Here is an 18,661-nt window from a genome sequence, read left to right as displayed (position 1 = left end):
TATAAAAATACAACCCGCAAATTGGACAGTGTGTGTATGTTTGATTCGATAAGAAGAGGTAAAAAAGATAAAAATAAATAAAATAAATGGCAAATACTATCCGTTTGGTTAGTGTACAAAAAGTGGTGCAGGGTGATATAATTTGACTATGATCGATAATAGATCAGTGCATTTGGGAATTTAGTATAAAGAAAAGAGCGTGAGACCGATGTGGGGATATCGGTGATGACCGGCAGATTAGGGACTGCCGGTTTTTCCTTTTTATACAGCATGATTTTTCAAAAAGTGATTTGTGAAGGAATATACGATTAAGTGATAATTAATTCTCAATATAATAGAAACAGAATTGACATATACCCCTGTGGGGTATATATTAAATGCGACATAATAAATACGAAAGAAGGAATTGAGATGATAAAGACAACTTTAAAAATTGATGGAATGATGTGTGGTATGTGCGAAGCCCACATGAATGATGTGATTCGTAAGAATTTCAAGGTAAAAAAGGTAACTTCTTCTGCCAAGAGCGGGGAAACGGTGATCATCAGCGAGGACAATATCGATACTGAGACTGCAAAGAAGGCAATCAAGGATATCGGTTATGAGATGCTTTCCGCAACCAGTGAGCCATATGAGAAAAAAGGCTTATTCCATTTTGGCAAGTAGCAAAAATTTCGCAATCAAAATAAACTGTTTATAAGCAGTATAACATTAGACAGATATATCCACTCTGAAAATATCAATGCATTTTCTATTCGATACACATGTCTGATTCACAAATGCTCCTGTGTGAACTCGCCCTTTGGGCTCAGACATACACCCGCATTTGTTGACAATGTGTATCTTATAACGAAAAATGCATTGAATTCTTTTCCGGGTGGATATATTTGTCTAATGATTAAATGTATGCGTACAGGCAGTTTATTTTGATTGCGAAGTTTTTTGTAAATTTCAAATTGCATATAAAGATAGAATTTTGTCGAAAGAGATAGTATAATCAGGCTAACGCTTTTGATAGGAGATATGGAAATGTTAGTATGTGATTATATTGTAAAACAGATTGATGGAGAATATGCGCATCTGCAGAATCTGGATGGTTCCGAAGAAGATAAGCTGGTTGCAAGAGCCTTGCTGCCGAATGGGATCGCAGAGGGAACGAAGCTGCACTACGAGCTGTTACAGTATGAGATTATACAGTAAGCAGAGCTGGAGGAGAGCATAAGAATATGAACTGGAATCGAAAAGAACTGAGAAAAGGCGCGTGGAACACGGTGTTTAAGCGTGGAACGATGGCGTGGCTTGCACTGGTTGCAGTCTGCTTCATCTTTGCATTTTTAGGTGTCGATGAATTTGCACAGTCGACATTTGTAAATGGGATTGACAAGGCAATCGGACTGGATACTTCGCATGTAGCAAGTAACGTGGAAATCTTAAAAGACTATGCTGTAAATACACCGATTGTAAAGGATGTTCCGTTTATACATTCGGATTTTGTGATCGGACTGATCGATGTTGCTTCCAAGAGTCAGACATGGATCATTAAGCTGTTAGGCGCAAATGCCGCCTATCTGGAACGTAATACCGGAGAAGTGATCATTGCACTTCTATTATCCGCATTTATTATGATGATCGTGCATTTCTTTATTCAGAGTGCAGCCATCGTTGGAAAGAATCGGTATGCGATGGAGTGCCGGTACAGTGATAAAGTATCAATCAACCGTATGTTTGCACCATTTCATTTTAAACATTTATTGAGATTGATCTGGACGATGTTCGTATATAAGGTGGTTCTGTTCTTATGGAATCTTACGATCGTCGGTGGTATATACAAATTCTATCAGTACCGGATGATCCCGTATCTTGTTGCGGAGAATCAGACACTTAGCTGGAAAGAGGCAAAAGCTTTATCCAAAGAAATGACAAATGGATACAAATGGAAGATGTTCGTAACAGATCTGTCCTGTATTCCTGTTATGCTGTTAAAGCTTGTTCCGATTGCCGGTCTGTTAGTAGCAGTACCGTTTGATGTAGAGATCGACGTGGAGATGTATTTTCATCTTAGAAAGAGAATTGACAGTGAAGCATTTGTTGAGCGTGCATTTGACGGAGCACCATACTGTAAAGGTATAGAAACTGCTGTGCCGGTATATCTCTTGCAGGATGCAGCAGTAGAAGTACCAAAGGGAATCAAGATCAAGAGTGAATACCGGCTGACAGATTTCATCTTTTTCTTCTTCTCATTCTGTTTTGTCGGCTGGGTGTGGGAGGTTATGCTCCACATTGTCAGAGATCATGAGCTCGTAAACCGTGGAACAATGTATGGACCGTGGCTTCCGATCTATGGTGTCGGAGGTGTCGTTATTATCTTCCTGTTAGACCGGTTCAAGGCAGATAAATTGAAACTATTCTTGATGTCTATGGGTATCTGTGGCGTGCTCGAATATATCGCAAGCTGGATCCTGGATTTCTTCTTTAATTCCCACTACTGGAATTATAAGAAATTCTTCCTGAATTTAAATGGAAGGATCTGTCTGGTCGGCTTACTTGCATTTGGCATCGGAAGTCTGTTCGGTGTCTATATCGCGGCGCCGAAGCTCAGCCGCTTTATGCATAAGAAGAGCCGGAAAACACAGATCCTGATCTGCGCTGTCTTAAGCACAGCCTTTATCATCGACCTGATCTGTTGTGCGTTATTTGGCTTCAATGCCGGATCCGGCGTAGGTGGAACCTATAACTAAGGAAACGAATCCCCTCCGACAGATAAAACCACATACATATAATCATCTGCCGGAGGGGTTTCTATGTTAGTGATTCTGGTCCCGCCAGTTTTTTGGGGAGACACCATATATATTTTTAAAAGCTCTTGAGAAATGCAGTTGGTTTGGATAGCCGACTGCATTTCCTATGTCTGCAATTGATAATTTAGTCATTTTCAGCAGCTCTGTTGCTTTGGACATCCGATAGTTTATCAGGAATTCCTGTGGCGTTTTGCCAATGGAGTCATGAAAGATCTTTCCCAGATAGCTGCGGTTGATGCCGCAACAGACAGCTATATCTTCGATAGAGATGTCATAAGGAAAATTCTGCTCTACGAAGTTTATCGCTTCTTTTATATAGTAATCGCTCATTTTACCGGTTTTTATCATCTGGGTAGAGGCGGTGGAACGGGTGAGTGCATCCAGAAAAAGGTAGGAATGACCGATCAGGTGAAATGGCGGTTCGTTTGGGTGATTGGCAATATAGAGCATTTCGTTCATCATGATTTCCCGGTATTCCTTTGAGGTAGCATGATAGATGGGCTGGTCTTTTGAAAAACCGGCAATGTCCAGTGCTTCTTTTACCCGTAATCCATCAAATTCCAGCCAGGTATATTCCCATGGGTTTGTCTCATCTGCGATATAGGTGCTGATCTGTCCCGGATACAGAAGAAAGCCCTGTCCGCTTTTGATCGAATAATTTCTAGTCTCTCCTTTTTTGTCCTGTGCCATTAAAAGTCCGGTTCCGGAGATGACATAATGAAACAGATAGTGGGTTCTGGCAGCCGGACCGAACTGATGGGCCGGTGCACAGCGTTCCCATCCGTACTGGTATAGTCCAAGATCTATAAATTTCTCATTTGGAAATATAGAAAAAAGGTATTCATGCATAAAAAAACCTCCCAAAATTAGAACAAATACACAATATAAACTCTACTGTTTTTTACTATATACCAAAATGCTAGATAAATGCAATAGTGAGACAAAAATAATGCATTTTGGTATAAAAATGGAATTATTACGATATTTTAACAAGCATTATGATATGTTAGAATGAAAATAACTTAAAAAAGCATATTATAAAAGAAGGGAGAAATGTATTTATGCTAAAAGGGAAAAAACTATTATTTGTACTTACAATGATGACTGGTTTCTGCTTACTGGCGGGGTGTGGCAAGAATAATAAAGACGGAAAAACAGTGATCGAACTGGTACAGTACAAGCCGGAAGCAACCTCTTATTTTGAAGAAGTTGAGGAACGGTTTAATGCCAGTCATGATGATATTGAATTGAAGATCAGTTCTCCGAACGATGCAATGACGGTGTTGAAGACCAGATTTGTTCGTGAAGATAATCCGGATATCATTGGTATTGGCGGTGACATCAATTATTCGAATTTTATTGATGCCGATATGTTGATGGATATTTCTGATTTTGATGGACTGGCAGATATAAAGGAAAATTATCTGACGATCTGTGAGAATCTGAAATTTATTCCAACAGAAGGAACATACAGTGTTCCATATGTGGCAAATGCTGCCGGTATCCTGTACAACCGGGATATGTTTGAGGAGCATGGATGGACGATCCCGGAAACATGGGATGAGCTTCTTGCATTATGTGATGAGATTAAAGCAGAAGGAATTCTTCCGTTTTATATGGGCTACAAGGATACATGGACCTGTCTTTCTCCATGGAACAGTGCAGTAGCTTCATTGACATCTTCGACCGTATGTAAGGATGTTAATAAGGGAGAAACGACATTTTCCGATCAGTATGTTCAGGTTGCGGAAGAAATGAAAACCCTGCTTCAGTATGGAGAAGCCAATCCGGTTGCATATTCTTATAATGATGCTTGTACAGCATTTGCAAAAGGTGAGTCAGCAATGTATATGATCGGAAGCTATGCTGTACCACAGATCCAGTCAGTAAATCCGGATATCAATATTGATTCATTTGTATTCCCGGCTTCTAACAATAAGGATGACATGGTTCTGACATCCGGTGTAGATCTTCAGTTCTGCGTGATGGAAGACTGTCCGAATAAGGAAGCAGCCTATGAAGTCCTCCGTTTCCTGTTAGAGGATGAAAATGTACAGGACTATATAGACAATCAGAACGCAGTACCTTGTAAGAAAGGTGATTTCAAGCTTGCATCTATGTTAGACGGTATGCAGGAATATCTGGACAACGGAATCGTGACTGATTATCAGGATCATTTTTATCCATCTGAGATGGCAGTAGATGCATTGATTCAGACTTATCTGTTAGATGGAGATACAGAAGCGTTTTTGAAGAAATTTGATACGGAATGGAAACGGTACAATCGTGACCTGATCACAAAGGTTCGCAAATATGAGCAGGAGCATTCCGGAGAGGAGGAATAGAAATGGATACAAAAAAGACAGAAGATATGAAGTTTGCTAAAAAGAAAAAGAAAATGTCCGGGAAATCCAGAACATTTATGTTGATCACAATTCCTATCGTAGCATTGTTCTTTACATTCAACACATTGCCTTTGATTCAGGGTGCGATTTACAGCTTTACCAATTTCCGTGGGTATGGCAGCTATGAGTGGGTTGGTTTTCGAAACTATATTGATCTTTTTCATGATGCCAGAGTTGGTTCATCCTATCTGTTTACATTTAAGCTGGCTATAGTAACAACGATCATCGTAAATGTTGTCAGCCTGATCCTTGCGATGGCATTAAACAGCAAGATTCGTTTTAAGAGCGGCCTTCGTGGACTGTATTTCCTGCCAAATATCTTAGGCGGTCTGGTTGTTGGTTATATTTTTAACTATTTCTTTACTTACATTCTGCCACAGATTGCAATCATGCTCGGTTTTGAGGGAAACAGTATGCTGGCAAGTTCTAAAACGGCCTGGCTAGCAATCGCAGTAGTATGTGCATGGCAGTCGATCGCGATGAATACGATCATTTATATATCCGGTCTTCAGACAGTTCCGGAAGATGTATACGAAGCAGGATCTTTAGATGGTGCAACCGGATTTGCAAAATTCCGTTATCTGACATTCCCACTGATCCTTCCGTTTTTTACAATTAATGTAGTCCTTTGTATGAAGAACTTCCTGATGGTATTTGACCAGATCATGTCGTTGACAAAGGGTGGCCCTGCGCAGAGCACAGAATCCATTTCCTACCTGATTTACAATAATGGTATGAGTGGCGGACAGTTTGGATTCCAGAGTGCAAATGCAGTCGTGTTCTTTATAGTAATCGTAGTGATATCTGTATTACAGATGCGTTTCCTGGGTAAGAAGGAGGAACAGTTATGAAAAAATCGCAGAGACAGATCAGAAAAGAATATAAAGAAAAGGGGATTAAGACAGGAAAAGAACGATATAATATCGGGGTTACGATTCTGTTGATCCTTGGTCTTGTAACCATCCTGTTCCCATTATATATGACGGTTATGATCGCATTTAAGCAGCCGTCTGAGATGACAAATGATATCCATGGAATCTTATCTCTTCCACAGCACTGGAGTCTGAGTAATTTTAAGGAAGCTATGGAGGTAACAGATTTCTGGCATTCTCTCGGTAACAGTTTATTTATCACACTGGCAACTATCGCATTATCGATCGTAATACATTCCCTGATCGGTTATGTACTTGGACGAAGCAAGAAAAAGAATCGGATCTATAATGGAATTTATCTTTATCTTGTCAGTGGTATGTTCGTGCCATTTGCTATTTTGATGATGCCGCTTGTAAAACAGACAGCAAAAATGGGACTGGCAAATATGATTGGTGTGGTATTACTTTATACAGTATTTTATCTTCCGATGAACACAATGTTATATGCCGGATATCTGAATAATCTTCCGCTTGAACTGGAAGAGGCAGCTTGTGTTGACGGAGCCACTACATGGACGACTTACTGGAAGATCATCTTCCCGAATATGAAACCAATGCATGCAACGGTTGCGATCCTTACAGCCCTTGGCACATGGAATGACGTTATGACACCGCTTGTAATTATGTCCGGTGATCAGAATACACTTCCGCTTGCGCAGCTGAATTTCCAGACTCAGTTTGGAACAAATTACAATCTGGCCTTTGCATCTTATCTGTTAGCGTTACTTCCGATTCTGATCTTCTATATTATTTGTCAGAAACAGATCATATCAGGTGTGGCAAACGGAGCAGTAAAATAAAAGGAGACTTAATTTATGGCTATTATATATAACAAAGAGAAAAGAATATTTTCTCTCCATACGGAACATACAACTTATCAGATGATGGCCGATACACATGATTATTTGCTTCATCTGTATTACGGAAAACGCTTGGATTCGGAAATGGATTATATACTGACTTACTATGATCGAGGTTTTTCAGGAAATCCATATGATCTTGGAAACGATCGTACTTATTCCCTAGATGCACTTCCTCAGGAATTCCCTGTTCTTGGAACCGGTGATTACAGAACAACGGCAGGAAAGATCCGTGAAGCAAATGGCTGTATGGCACTTGATCTTCGCTATACAGGATATCAGATTCAGGATGGTAAGTATGATCTCCCGGGACTTCCGGCAGTACATTCTGAAGCTGCACAGACTCTGTGCATATATCTGAAGGACGAAAGAGTCGGTGTAGAGGTAACATTATTATATGGCGTATTACCTGACTGCGATGTAATAACCAGAAGTGTAAAAGTTACAAATGTCGGAAAGAATGAAATCTATCTGGAGAAGCTTTCCAGCGCATGTCTTGATCTTTTGTATGGAGATTATGATGTACTGACATTTTATGGACGGCATGCAATGGAACGGAATATGCAGCGAACACCGGTAACACATGGCAGACAGGTGATCGGAAGTAATCGTGGTACGTCCGGACATCAGTATAATCCATATATGATCCTTGCGGAACATGGCACAACAGAGACTGCCGGAGCCTGTTATGGTGTATCACTGGTGTACAGTGGAAGCTTTGAAGGAAGCGTAGAATTAGATCAGTTTGATCAGATCCGTCTGGTTATGGGTCTTCAGGAGGATTTCTTTTCCTATCAATTAAAGCCGGAGCAGACATTTTATGCCCCGGAAGCAGTTCTGTCATATTCAGCGTATGGAATGGAACAGCTATCCAATCAGATGCATCATTTGGTGAGAGAGCATATCTGTCGCGGGAAATATAAAGATCAGATCCGTCCGGTTCTTGTAAATAGCTGGGAAGCCTGTTATTTTGATTTTAATGGTGAAGCGATCGTTAATCTTGCGGAGCAGGCTGCAGCACTTGGTGTAGAGCTTCTGGTCATGGATGATGGCTGGTTTGGCACAAGAGATGATGATAATTCATCCCTTGGTGACTGGATTGTAAATGAAGATAAGCTGGGCTGTTCTCTTACGGAGCTGACAAAACGTGTTCATGACAAAGGTGTTCAGTTTGGTATCTGGATAGAGCCGGAGATGGTTTCAGAAAACAGTGATCTTTACAGAAAACATCCGGAGTGGGCAATTCAGGTTCCCGGTAAACATCCGGTACATGGCAGAAATCAGCTTGTACTTGATTTTGCAAATCCGGAGGTGGTGGATCATATCTATGAACAGATTGCAGCTGTCCTCAGGCAGGGCGATATCAATTATGTGAAATGGGATATGAATCGAAGCTTATGTGATATATATTCCGACAGTATGGTATGGCAGGGAAATGTAATGTATGACTATATGCTTGGTGTATATGACCTGCTGGAACGCCTGACGCAGGCATTTCCGGATATGTTATGGGAAGGCTGCTCCGGCGGTGGCGGAAGGTTTGATATGGGTATGTTGTATTATACACCACAGATATGGTGCAGTGATAATACAGATGCAGTTGATCGTATCCGTATCCAGTATGGTACATCGTTTGCTTATCCTTTATCAACGATGGGAGCCCATGTATCTGCGGTGCCGAATCATCAGACCGGCAGAGTGACGGACATGAAGACCAGAGGTGTGGTTGCCATGACAGGTGCATTCGGATATGAACTGGATCTTGGAAAGTTATCTGAGGAAGATAAGACGGCAGTCCGTGAACAGATCAAAACCTATCATGAAGCAGCACCGGTTATTTTAAAAGGGGATTATTACAGATTAAGTAATCCGTTTGAGGCGGAATATGGAGCATGGATGTCTGTCGATGAAGAAAAAAAACATGCAGTTGTAGGTGCTGTTTTATTAAATACACATGGTAATCATCCTGTATTTTATATTCGATTGAGAGGGCTTGCGCCGGAACGTTCCTATCGGGATAAGAAAACAGGTACTGTTTATTCAGGAGCTGCTTTGATGGAGCTCGGTATGCCGTTTACGGTAGTATCCGGTAATTATCCAAGCTATCAGATCCTGCTTGATGCAGTAGAATAAGAATAAATAGGACTCCCCGGTTTCTGTTTGCAGAGATCGGGGAGTTTGGCAAAAACAATAGAATAAAAGATATATAAGATGATCAGAAATGAGGTGACGGACAGATGGATACGAAAGAAATTACAGTATCGGATCTGGCACAGGAACAGATCAAAAACGCAGAACGATTATTTCCGTTGATCCGGAAAAAAACAGAAGAAAGAAAAGAGAAAAAAACAGTCATATCGGTATCCGGAGGTTCTGGTGTTGGTAAGACCGGAATGGCTTTCTTACTTCAAAATATGTTTGAAAAACAGGGAAAGAAATCACTTATTATAAGCGGGGACAATTATCCGCATCGGATTCCCATGTATAATGATGCAGAACGAATTGCGAGATTTCGTATGTCCGGGTTAAATGGACTTATAACTGAAAGGCTATATACAGATGAAATAAAAGAAAAATTATTAGAGCTTCAAAAAGCCGGAAGGGATGCAGAAGAACAGGAGGACATGCAGTGGTTATCCATATATCAGAAGTATGGAGACAAGGCTCTTACAGACTATCTGGGTACGGATCAGGAACTGGATTATGAAGCTATATCGAATCTTCTCATGCAGTTTCATGGAGGGACTTCACAACTGCTGCTACGTCATATGGGAAGAACCCAGGATGATATCTGGTATGATCGCAGGGATGTATCAGATACAGATATTCTGATTCTTGAATGGACACATGGAAACAGTGCATACCTGCAGGGGGTGGATGTATCTGTTGTATTGATCAGTACGCCGGAAGAAACACTTGAAAACCGAAAGAAGAGGAATCGTGACACTGCCATTGACAGTCCCTTTGTAGCCAGAGTATTAAGAATTGAGCAGAAGAAGATTAATGATGGACTGGATCGGGCAGATATCATTCAGGATATGCATGGCAGGATTTATACGGAATAGTAAGTGAACAGGAGGTTATAGAATATGAGGAAAACAGAGATAGAAGAAACAACTATGACAGATATAAATAAAATTGAAAATGGTCCAATGCTGAATCTGTATCCGGACAGTCTTGGCGGAGATCTGGAAGCTGTTGCGGATTTATTTGAAAGAGATGGATTTGCAGATGCATTTTCCTCAATGTATATACTACCGAGTATTTACCATTCTGATCTGGATCGTGGTTTTTCTGTAATCGACTATGATCTTGAGGAGACATTTCATTCTGAAAAGGCACTATTACGGTTGGGCAGACAGAATATAGATCTGAAGCTGGATTTTGTGTTAAACCATGCGTCTGTACAGTCGCCACAGTTTCAGGATCTGTTGGAGAATGGCAGTCAATCGGAATATCGTGACTTTTTTATTAACTGGAATACATTCTGGGAAAACTGTGGAGAAATGACAGAAGACGGCTATATACAACCGGAACAGAAGTATCTGGATCCGATGTTCTTCCGTAAACCGGGATTACCTCTGTTGATGGTGGAAATGGCAGATGGCAGTCGGATTCCATACTGGAATACGTTTTATCAGGAGATTCGGGATACTGATGATTATCATACCAGATATTTAGGACAAATGGATCTCAATATTAAATCAGAAAAGGTTTGGGACTTTTACCGTGAAACCATAAAAAAACTGGCAGGTTACGGAGCGAAGATAATCCGTTTGGATGCATTTGCATATGCCCCAAAAGCACCGGGACGCGCCAATTTCTTAAATGAACCGGAGACATGGGAATTCCTTGAACAGATCCATAAGCTTGCAAAACCATATGGAATCCGCCTTCTTCCGGAGATTCATGCCGGATATAAAGAGAAAAAGTATAAGATGATAGCAGAGAAGGGATATCTGACATATGACTTTTTCCTTCCGGGATTGATCCTGGATGCTCTTTACAGAGGCGATGGCTCTTACCTGGAGCAGTGGGCAAAGGAACAGATAAAAGAGAATATTCATACTGTGAATATGCTTGGATGCCATGATGGAATACCGGTATTGGATCTTGCCGGATTGTTACCGGACGACAGGATTGAAGATCTGATCCGGCTGCTTGTGGATCGTGGTGGTTTTGTAAAGGATCTTCACGGTAATAAAAAGATGTATTATCAGGTAAATACGACATATTATAATGCACTTGGCGAAAATGAACAGGCATTGTTATTAGCCAGAGCATTGCAGATATTTATGCCCGGAAAACCTCAGGTCTGGTATCTGGATCTGTTTGCCGGATCTAATGATTATGAGGCAGTGAAGCGTGCGGGTGCAGGTGGACATAAAGAGATCAACCGGACAAATCTTTCAAAAAAAGATATAGAGTCAGGACTTGAAAAGGAGGTCGTAAAAAAGCAGCTTGAAATGTTGAAATTCCGGAAAGAATTTCCAGCATTTGGATTTGATGCGGAAATGACAATCCGGACAAAGCCTGCAGCGCAGATCTCCGCTCAGGCAGAAAATGCTTTGCATTTTGCAGAAGTACCGGCAGACCAGATGTATAACCGTATTTATATCACCTGGAAAAAGGATGGTTATCTTGCCCGCCTGTCCGCAGACCTTAAAGCCCATACCTACCGGATTCAGGCTCTTGATCCATCCGGTAACCTGGTCTGGCAGTCGTAATGTGTAAATCCCCTCCGACAGATGGTTATACATATGGGGCTTTATCTGTATTTCCTATCTGGCAGTCAGCCGTTTTTTACTATGACTTGCTATGATTTCTGTTTGCTGCATATGCCTGATTCGTAAATACTCCTGTGCCAACTCGCTCTTTGAGCTCGAACAGGCACCCGTATTTACTGGCAATATGCAGCTCACAACGAAATCTTCGCAAATGTCATAGTTAGAAAACGTCTGATGACCAGATAAGAAATACAGGTAAAACGTTACGCATATAACCATCTGTCGGAGGGGATTCTCTAATTTCATAATATAAATAATGGATTCGAGTGCCAGCCTGCCGGATCAATCGAATCCATTGTTTATGCAGACTTATTTCTCTGGAAAAAGCTTGCGGAAGATCAGACGGATAAATGGACCGCAGTAAAAAAGCTGCCAGAAGAAAGCTACCGGGAAGTTTAAGAAGGTGGTCTGGAGCCACACGGCTGCAAACTGACGACCGGCATGCTTGAATAAAATAGTGGCAACAAGGCTCATGCAAGGACACATAATGCAGATGATCATGGTAGAAATTGCAAGCGTGATGATGATCGGGCGGTCATCCGGCTTCACGAAGCGGAATGCAAGAGCATGTGCAGCCTTATCTACAAACAGGAATTCAAGTAAAAAGGCAACCGGCCACATGATGATAAGCTCATGAAAGGCGGCTAAGAAAACGGAGTTTGACATTCCACCCGTGTTTAGGGAAATGTTGTAGCAGATCATGGCATAGACCATAAGAAAAGACATCATTAATGTGAAAACAATGTTTTGAAATAAAGTTTTTGGCATAAAATAAATCTCCTTTTTGATAAATAATCTGAATAAATGCAGAACTAAAACTGCAAATATCTTAAAAATAAGCACAAAAAAGACACATGTGTTGTTCGTTATCAAGTGATATGCTCATCCGTCGGCAAACGAGGTGAAATATCAGGAGCACACTTGTGTCGTTTCCAATTTTATACCAAAGCTTTTTCTTCAATTTTTACAACGTCGGTCATTATACTAAGCTTTTAGTAAAAATGCAAGTGAAAATTTCATATTCAAACTTATAAAATTTCATATGCAGGTATAAAGAATATCATAGGTGAAAACAGATAATTGTATACGCAATAATACATGGATTTGTTTGACTTATAAATGGGTAGATGCTAGTATCATAGTTATGATCACTATGTGGGAGGCAGATGGATATGAACAGTGCACAGAAGATATGTATGATTGTCGGAGTGGGTTTTGCAGGAATAGGGCTTTTTATGACATTGATCTTTTTATTTGCATTTGGTAAGCCCGGGGCATTTATATTAATTCCATTAATGTTTGTGGTACTTGGATTATGTTTTATCGTGACGATCCTTGTTATGCTCCATAACAAGAAAATGATCCGTGTACATGGTGAAAAGTATACAGCGAAGATTTATGGTTATGTAAAAAATACATCTTATATGGTAAATGGCAGATTTCCTTTAAATGTAAAGGTGCATTATTTTGATAATTATGGTATCGAGCGGGAAGTGATCCTGCCGACTTCGATCAGTGGAGGAGCGGATTCCATGTTCCCGATCGGAATGACGATCGATATCTATGAATACAATGGTAAGTACAGTTATGATCCTGCTTCTGTCCGTGGAGAACGGCTCAGAAGAGAAGAAGAGCTGATGGACAACAAGCCGATCGATCCGGAACAGCTTCACCTGATCGCAGTCCGATGTTCGAACTGCGGTGCTTCTTATAAGGCAGCAACCGGATATGCCAGCCGCTGCCCTTATTGTGGTGGTTACCAGAATGTGTGATAAAGCACTGATGTTTGCCGGAACGTGTGATGAAGCTGTTGCCGGAATGGGATGATGCCGGCTGACTATTTAGCCGCGCCCGAGGATCGCATCCATATCCTGCTCAGGAGCCGTGATCGGCTGCAGGTTGTAGGTGTCAACCAGAAAACGGACAACGGTCTCTGTCATGAATGCCGGAAGGGTTGGGCCGAGATAGATGTTTTTGACACCGAGGGCAAGCAGGGTTAAAAGGATGCAGACAGCCTTCTGTTCATACCATGAAAGAACGAGAGTCAGAGGAAGCTCGTTGATATCACAGTTAAAAGCTTCTGCCAGTGCAAGGGCAACTTTGATCGCACTGTAAGAATCATTACACTGCCCCATATCTAAGATCCTTGGAATTCCATCGATCTCACCCAGGTCGAGATCATTGAACCGGTATTTGCCACAGGCAAGTGTCAGAACGAGAGAATCCATAGGAGTCTGTTTTACAAATTCCGTATAATAATTTCTGCCCGGATGGGCACCGTCACAGCCGCCAACTAAGAAGATGTGTTTGATATCACCATTCTTGATGGCGGCTGTAAGTTTATCTGCATGGGAGAGGACTGCGCCATGTGCAAATCCTGTTGTCAGGATATGTCCGCCATTGATACCGCTCATGCTGTGATCGTGTTCATAGCCGCCCAGCTTTAGGGCATGCTTGATGATCGGAGTAAAATCCTTCTTGCCATCCTTTGTTCCCTCGATATGCACCATTCCTTCATAGCCGACAACAGAGGTAGTGTAGATGCGATCCTCATAGCTTGGGCGTGGGGGCATCAGGCAGTTGGTTGTAAAGAGGACGGGCGCAGGAATATTTTCAAATTCCGTCTGCTGGCTCTGCCATGCAGTTCCGAAGTTGCCGGCAAGATGCTTATAGGCGGCTAATTTTGGATAGCCGTGAGCCGGAAGCATTTCGCAATGTGTATAGACATTGATCCCGGTTCCTTCGGTCTGTTTTAAGAGCAGATCCAGATCGCGGAGATCATGACCGGATACAACAATGAAAGGCCCCTTGCGGATATCGGTGTGAACCTTAGTCGGCGTTGGTGTGCCGAAGGATTCGGTATTTGCCTTATCGAGCAGTTCCATGCACTGATAGTTCACTTTTCCAAATTCCATAATAAGCTCGATCCATTCTTCTACCGAGTGTTCGCGGTTCACTTCACACAAGCCCTTATAGAACCAGGTTGTTACATTATCATTTTGATAGCCGAGATTCATTGCATGATGCGCATACGCAGCCATTCCCTTTAAGCCGAACAATAACGTGGAGCGGAGTGACACGATATCGTCCGTACCATCCCACAGGCTGATTACCGGGATATCATGTGGATCTTTCAATCCACAGGTCGGAGGATTGATATTTGCTGTTGATGAATTCATATTTGTATCTGAGAAGTTCATATTTGTAGTCGGGAAGTTCTTATATGCGATATCTGATATGCTACATATGTCTGTAGGCATACAGCGCATGATATCCTTCTGGTTTTTCTGCACTTCTTTGATGTAATCTTTGATTGCTTTATCATCAAAATTTACATTTGTAAGTGTCGTAAATAAGCCGTCGATCAGCAGGCGGTCAGCGGATTTTCGGGTGTTCAGGTATCGGGACAGAAGTTTGGGATCTGTCTCTTTTTTCTGTTGCAAGGATTTCTTTGTAAGCTCGGCTGCTTCGGCAAGTCGTATCAGTTCACAGATCAATTCGTCCTGCAGATTGGATGTCGAGGGCTGCTTACCGCAGACTCCGGTATTTACACAGGCTTTATTGCCAGCCGTCTGCTGGCACTGAAAACAAAACATATTTGACATGGGATAACCTCCTGATGGAATTTTACTGATGAGTGCGGAATCGCATATATACTGTGTTGGTAAGTCATGCTGTTCATGTATGAGCAATATATATAATAATTCTGCAATTATCTTTTTAAACATATTTAGTATCGTCGGATGTTTCCGGAATTATACAGGCAAAACCTTTCATTCAGTGTAAGTGTTATTTGAGGAAGATATCTGATAGTATAAATATTGTCAGATATGGTGGGTATGAAATTAAGAAATAAATTATGATACCCACAGGAGCCGGGCAGCAGCGGGTATGAGAGAGCGAAGGAAACCATGATACCCCAAGAAGTCAGACAACAGCAATTAAGAAAGTACAAGGAGGCGGCAGCATGGATGCATTATTAGAGATAGAAGATCTGAAAAAATATTATGGAAAGGAACCAAACCAGACAAAGGCATTGAATGGAATCACATTTCAGGTGATGCCGGGCGAGTTTTTAGGAATTATGGGAAGCAGCGGTTCCGGTAAGTCAACGTTATTAAACTGTATCGCAACAGTGATCCAGCCGGACAGCGGCAAGATCCGGATGAAGGGTACAGAGATCCAGAGGTTGAAGGGCAAGAAGCTGGCAGGATACCGTGGCAAGGAGATCGGATACCTGTTCCAGAATTTTGAACTGCTGGATAATCTGACCGGACGTGAGAACATCATGGTTCCATTGTCGATTCATAACATATCGGAGGCAGAGGGCGGAAAACGTCTGGAGCAGTTAACGGAATATCTGGAGATCACCGAGGTACTGGATAAGTTCCCATCGCAGATGTCAGGCGGACAGAAGCAGAGACTGGCAGCAGCCAGAGCGCTGATCCTGAATCCGGGTATCATTCTGGCAGATGAACCAACCGGAGCACTTGATTCCAGAAATGCCAAAGCTTTGATGGAGAAATTAGCCGGTCTGAACCGGGATGAGAAGGCAACTGTTTTGATGGTAACGCATGATTCCAATGCAGCAAGCTATTGCAAGCGTATCCTGTTCATTCAGGATGGCGTGATCTTCCATGAATTAAGACGGGATCTGCTCGCAGAGACACAGCAACAGTTCTATGAAAGAATCTTGCAGGTCATGGCACAGTTGGGAGGGGGCAGCGCAAATGTTCTTTAAACTGATCCGAAAAAACAGTAAACGAAACAGAAAAGAAAACGGTTTATTTTTCTCCTCGTTAGTAATATCCATCGTGGCATTCTATATTATCCTGTCACTTTCTTCACAGGATGTTATGGTATTCCTTAAGAAAATGGAGAGTGATGCGGTAGATCGTCTGTTCCAGATCATACCTGCATTTTTTGTAATGACACTGGTGATCTTATTCTTCCTGATCTACTATGCAAGCAAATTCCAACTGGAACGAAGAAGACACGAATTTGGCGTCTACCTGATGATGGGAATGAGGAGAAGCAAGCTATTCGGGATGCTTCTTGCAGAAGATATAGGAAGCAGTCTGGCAGCCCTTATAACAGGACTTCCGATTGCCATTTTATTATCTGAACTGATCAGTCTGATCACAGCCAAATGTGTAGGACTTGGGATCGTCGGTCATCAGGTAACATTCTCCATTCAGGCAATCATAATCACTGCTGTTGGATTTCTGGTGATTAAGCTGGTTGCATTCCTGATCTTAAGCGGGAAGATCGCGGGACAGGAGATCGGTGCGTTGTTAGTTGATACACCGGAGGGAACAAAGAAGCAGTTCCCGGCTGGTGTCTATGCGGTAAGTTTCGTTCTCGGTATTATCTGTCTGGCTGTAGCATACAGCATGGCGATTGGAGGAAGATCATGGACGACACTTCGTAAGATGTCTGAGACAATATTGATCGGTTTTGTCGGTATGTTGCTCTTATTCTATGGCATGCGGTTTTTTATCGACCGTCTGGCAAAACACAGCCATGGGAGAGCTGCCCTTCGGGTATTTAATTTCCGTCAGGTGCAGGAAAATGTCATAAGAAAATCCAGTACCTTATCGATCAGTTCTATTCTGATCCTTGCAGCCCTCTGCTGTTTTGGTGCAGGAATCGTGATCGCATTTTCCTATGGAAATGAAAAGGGAAATATCCATATCATGGATTATACATTTGAGAATTACGAAGAAGATCAGGAACAGGGTGTGGCAAATGTAAAAAAACTTCTGACAGACAACGGACTGGAACAGGATTTCTCCGATCTGTTTGAGGTGCGGGTCGGTCATCTTATTCCGGGTGCAAATGGTGATTACGATGTATTTGATCTGTCATCCGTTATGAACCGGGTAGAACAACTGCCGGATTCAGAGGATAAAGATATTCTGCTTAACAATCTGGAATATGTGTCATATCCATATCTGATCTCTTTGAGCGGATATAATCATGTACTCGAACTTGCAGGGAAAGAACCTCTTGCATTGTCAGACGATGAGGCGGCAGTATTTAAAAGTCTGGAATTTACATCGGATAGTATGAATCAGAATATAAATGATATTCTGGCAGACCGCCCGGAGGTAGCATATCTGGATCATAAGATGTATCTGACCGGTAAGATACAGACCACACCGATTGTCACAGATCGGGCAATTACGTTATCCTTTGCCCTGATCGTGCCGGATGAAGTATTTGACAAATATACATGGGACAGCACGATCTATCTGAACGGTGTGCTGGATCAGTCAAAGGTCAAGGGAGATAACCTGCTTCAGTCGGTCATGCAGATGAATGATAAACTTGCGCAGATTGATTTTGCAGCAAAAAATATTGAGTATGAAAGTTATCTGAAAAATATGGGACGCCGGATGTTCTATATCGTAGCAGCAAGTTATATCACGATCTATCTGGCGATCATTTTCCTGATCATTGCAAATACCGTGATCGGGGTACAATTCCTGATGGGGCAGCAGAAATCCGGCCGCAGATATAAGACACTGATCCGGCTTGGAGCAACCTATGAACTGCTCTGCCGTTCCGCAAGAAAGCAGATCAACTGGTACTTTGGTATGCCGGTTGTCGTTGCAGGCATCAGCAGTATCTTCGGTGTGCGCGCCGTCCTTACACTGGTTTCCGGTATGATCTCAAATAGTATCGGGGATGCCATGCTGCTTGCTGCGGCTATGATTTTGTTGCTCTGTGTGGTAGAATGCATTTATATGGCATTTGTAAAACGGTCAAGCAACCGGTATCTTCTGACACTGATGGTACCGGAACGTGAGGAGTAGATTCAGAGCAGATGAAGATCAATGGCGATGGCGTGAAACCTTGACTGATAGATGAGGAGTA

15 protein-coding genes are annotated in these 18,661 nt (G+C 42.0%); 12 read left to right on the top strand and 3 right to left on the bottom strand.

Annotation, left to right across the window (positions count from 1 at the left end):
• Nucleotides 1-411: 411 nt before the first annotated feature.
• From OCV60_RS09450 to OCV60_RS09440, 3 genes are all read left to right on the top strand, one after another.
• Complete coding sequence (locus tag OCV60_RS09450; RefSeq protein ID WP_118674788.1) at nt 412-666, top strand: heavy-metal-associated domain-containing protein; 255 nt, start codon at nt 412-414, stop codon at nt 664-666.
• Nucleotides 667-1,029: 363 nt separating this feature from the next.
• Nucleotides 1,030-1,200, top strand: a complete 171-nt coding sequence (locus tag OCV60_RS09445; protein WP_021943314.1) for a hypothetical protein — start codon at nt 1,030-1,032, stop codon at nt 1,198-1,200.
• Between the two features lie 26 nt (nt 1,201-1,226).
• On the top strand, nt 1,227-2,738 hold the full coding sequence (locus OCV60_RS09440) for a DUF975 family protein (protein ID WP_117785595.1): 1,512 nt from the start codon (nt 1,227-1,229) through the stop codon (nt 2,736-2,738).
• A 66-nt stretch (nt 2,739-2,804) separates the two neighbouring features.
• Here OCV60_RS09440 and OCV60_RS09435 read toward each other — a convergent pair whose 3' ends face one another.
• Nucleotides 2,805-3,647, bottom strand: coding sequence for an AraC family transcriptional regulator (locus tag OCV60_RS09435; protein WP_118674786.1), 843 nt, complete (start codon nt 3,645-3,647; stop codon nt 2,805-2,807).
• Nucleotides 3,648-3,859: 212 nt separating this feature from the next.
• Between OCV60_RS09435 and OCV60_RS09430 the strand changes: the two genes are divergently transcribed.
• The 6 genes from OCV60_RS09430 to gtfA all read left to right on the top strand — a co-directional run bounded on the left by OCV60_RS09430 (nt 3,860) and on the right by gtfA (nt 11,722).
• The gene (locus OCV60_RS09430) at nt 3,860-5,143 is read left to right on the top strand and encodes an ABC transporter substrate-binding protein (protein WP_262530075.1); all 1,284 of its coding nucleotides are present in this window, start codon (nt 3,860-3,862) and stop codon (nt 5,141-5,143) included.
• A 2-nt stretch (nt 5,144-5,145) separates the two neighbouring features.
• On the top strand, nt 5,146-6,054 hold the full coding sequence (locus tag OCV60_RS09425; RefSeq protein ID WP_021943320.1) for a carbohydrate ABC transporter permease: 909 nt from the start codon (nt 5,146-5,148) through the stop codon (nt 6,052-6,054).
• Nucleotides 6,051-6,935 (top strand): carbohydrate ABC transporter permease, encoded by an 885-nt coding sequence (locus OCV60_RS09420; RefSeq protein ID WP_008399819.1) that lies wholly within the window; start codon nt 6,051-6,053, stop codon nt 6,933-6,935. Before OCV60_RS09425 ends, OCV60_RS09420 begins: the two co-directional genes overlap by 4 nt.
• 15 nt (nt 6,936-6,950) lie before the next feature.
• The gene (locus OCV60_RS09415; protein WP_173788887.1) at nt 6,951-9,128 is read left to right on the top strand and encodes an alpha-galactosidase; all 2,178 of its coding nucleotides are present in this window, start codon (nt 6,951-6,953) and stop codon (nt 9,126-9,128) included.
• Nucleotides 9,129-9,232: 104 nt separating this feature from the next.
• Nucleotides 9,233-10,060: a zeta toxin family protein gene (locus OCV60_RS09410; RefSeq protein ID WP_021943322.1), complete on the top strand. Its 828-nt coding sequence runs from the start codon at nt 9,233-9,235 to the stop codon at nt 10,058-10,060.
• Between the two features lie 24 nt (nt 10,061-10,084).
• Entirely contained in the window at nt 10,085-11,722 is a 1,638-nt protein-coding gene (gene gtfA, locus OCV60_RS09405) for a sucrose phosphorylase (protein ID WP_262530074.1), read from the top strand.
• 369 nt (nt 11,723-12,091) lie between these two features.
• On the opposite strand, the gene OCV60_RS09400 is transcribed toward gtfA, so the two are convergent.
• The gene (locus OCV60_RS09400) at nt 12,092-12,550 is read right to left on the bottom strand and encodes a DUF2798 domain-containing protein (RefSeq protein ID WP_021943324.1); all 459 of its coding nucleotides are present in this window, start codon (nt 12,548-12,550) and stop codon (nt 12,092-12,094) included.
• A 404-nt stretch (nt 12,551-12,954) separates the two neighbouring features.
• Here OCV60_RS09400 and OCV60_RS09395 point away from each other — a divergent pair, with 404 nt between their 5' ends.
• Nucleotides 12,955-13,554: a zinc-ribbon domain-containing protein gene (locus tag OCV60_RS09395; RefSeq protein ID WP_021943325.1), complete on the top strand. Its 600-nt coding sequence runs from the start codon at nt 12,955-12,957 to the stop codon at nt 13,552-13,554.
• Nucleotides 13,555-13,623: 69 nt separating this feature from the next.
• Here the strand turns inward: OCV60_RS09395 and hcp are convergent, their stop codons facing one another.
• A complete protein-coding gene (hcp, locus tag OCV60_RS09390; RefSeq protein ID WP_416810456.1) occupies nt 13,624-15,378 on the bottom strand; it encodes a hydroxylamine reductase in 1,755 nt (584 codons plus the stop codon).
• Between the two features lie 371 nt (nt 15,379-15,749).
• Here hcp and OCV60_RS09385 point away from each other — a divergent pair, with 371 nt between their 5' ends.
• Complete coding sequence (locus tag OCV60_RS09385) at nt 15,750-16,523, top strand: ABC transporter ATP-binding protein (protein ID WP_021943327.1); 774 nt, start codon at nt 15,750-15,752, stop codon at nt 16,521-16,523.
• Nucleotides 16,513-18,600, top strand: a complete 2,088-nt coding sequence (locus tag OCV60_RS09380; protein WP_262530072.1) for an ABC transporter permease — start codon at nt 16,513-16,515, stop codon at nt 18,598-18,600. The genes OCV60_RS09385 and OCV60_RS09380 overlap by 11 nt, the downstream gene beginning before the upstream one ends.
• Nucleotides 18,601-18,661: the final 61 nt, after the last annotated feature.

The sequence above is a fragment of the Coprococcus ammoniilyticus genome (genome assembly GCF_025567345.1).
In the GTDB taxonomy this organism is placed as follows: Bacteria; Bacillota; Clostridia; order Lachnospirales; family Lachnospiraceae; genus Coprococcus; species Coprococcus ammoniilyticus.
Note: the sequence above shows the minus strand (reverse complement) of the source record. Positions and strands in the feature narration are given on the sequence as shown.

What these genes read in the sequence shown, in the direction of transcription:
- OCV60_RS09450 (WP_118674788.1), top strand. Translation starts at nt 412, where the DNA reads ATGATAAAGACAACTTTAAAAATTGATGGAATGATGTGTGGTATGTGC.
- OCV60_RS09445 (WP_021943314.1), top strand. Translation starts at nt 1,030, where the DNA reads ATGTTAGTATGTGATTATATTGTAAAACAGATTGATGGAGAATATGCG.
- OCV60_RS09440 (WP_117785595.1), top strand. Translation starts at nt 1,227, where the DNA reads ATGAACTGGAATCGAAAAGAACTGAGAAAAGGCGCGTGGAACACGGTG.
- OCV60_RS09435 (WP_118674786.1), bottom strand. Translation starts at nt 3,647, where the DNA reads ATGCATGAATACCTTTTTTCTATATTTCCAAATGAGAAATTTATAGAT.
- OCV60_RS09430 (WP_262530075.1), top strand. Translation starts at nt 3,860, where the DNA reads ATGCTAAAAGGGAAAAAACTATTATTTGTACTTACAATGATGACTGGT.
- OCV60_RS09425 (WP_021943320.1), top strand. Translation starts at nt 5,146, where the DNA reads ATGGATACAAAAAAGACAGAAGATATGAAGTTTGCTAAAAAGAAAAAG.
- OCV60_RS09420 (WP_008399819.1), top strand. Translation starts at nt 6,051, where the DNA reads ATGAAAAAATCGCAGAGACAGATCAGAAAAGAATATAAAGAAAAGGGG.
- OCV60_RS09415 (WP_173788887.1), top strand. Translation starts at nt 6,951, where the DNA reads ATGGCTATTATATATAACAAAGAGAAAAGAATATTTTCTCTCCATACG.
- OCV60_RS09410 (WP_021943322.1), top strand. Translation starts at nt 9,233, where the DNA reads ATGGATACGAAAGAAATTACAGTATCGGATCTGGCACAGGAACAGATC.
- gtfA (WP_262530074.1), top strand. Translation starts at nt 10,085, where the DNA reads ATGAGGAAAACAGAGATAGAAGAAACAACTATGACAGATATAAATAAA.
- OCV60_RS09400 (WP_021943324.1), bottom strand. Translation starts at nt 12,550, where the DNA reads ATGCCAAAAACTTTATTTCAAAACATTGTTTTCACATTAATGATGTCT.
- OCV60_RS09395 (WP_021943325.1), top strand. Translation starts at nt 12,955, where the DNA reads ATGAACAGTGCACAGAAGATATGTATGATTGTCGGAGTGGGTTTTGCA.
- hcp (WP_416810456.1), bottom strand. Translation starts at nt 15,378, where the DNA reads ATGTTTTGTTTTCAGTGCCAGCAGACGGCTGGCAATAAAGCCTGTGTA.
- OCV60_RS09385 (WP_021943327.1), top strand. Translation starts at nt 15,750, where the DNA reads ATGGATGCATTATTAGAGATAGAAGATCTGAAAAAATATTATGGAAAG.
- OCV60_RS09380 (WP_262530072.1), top strand. Translation starts at nt 16,513, where the DNA reads ATGTTCTTTAAACTGATCCGAAAAAACAGTAAACGAAACAGAAAAGAA.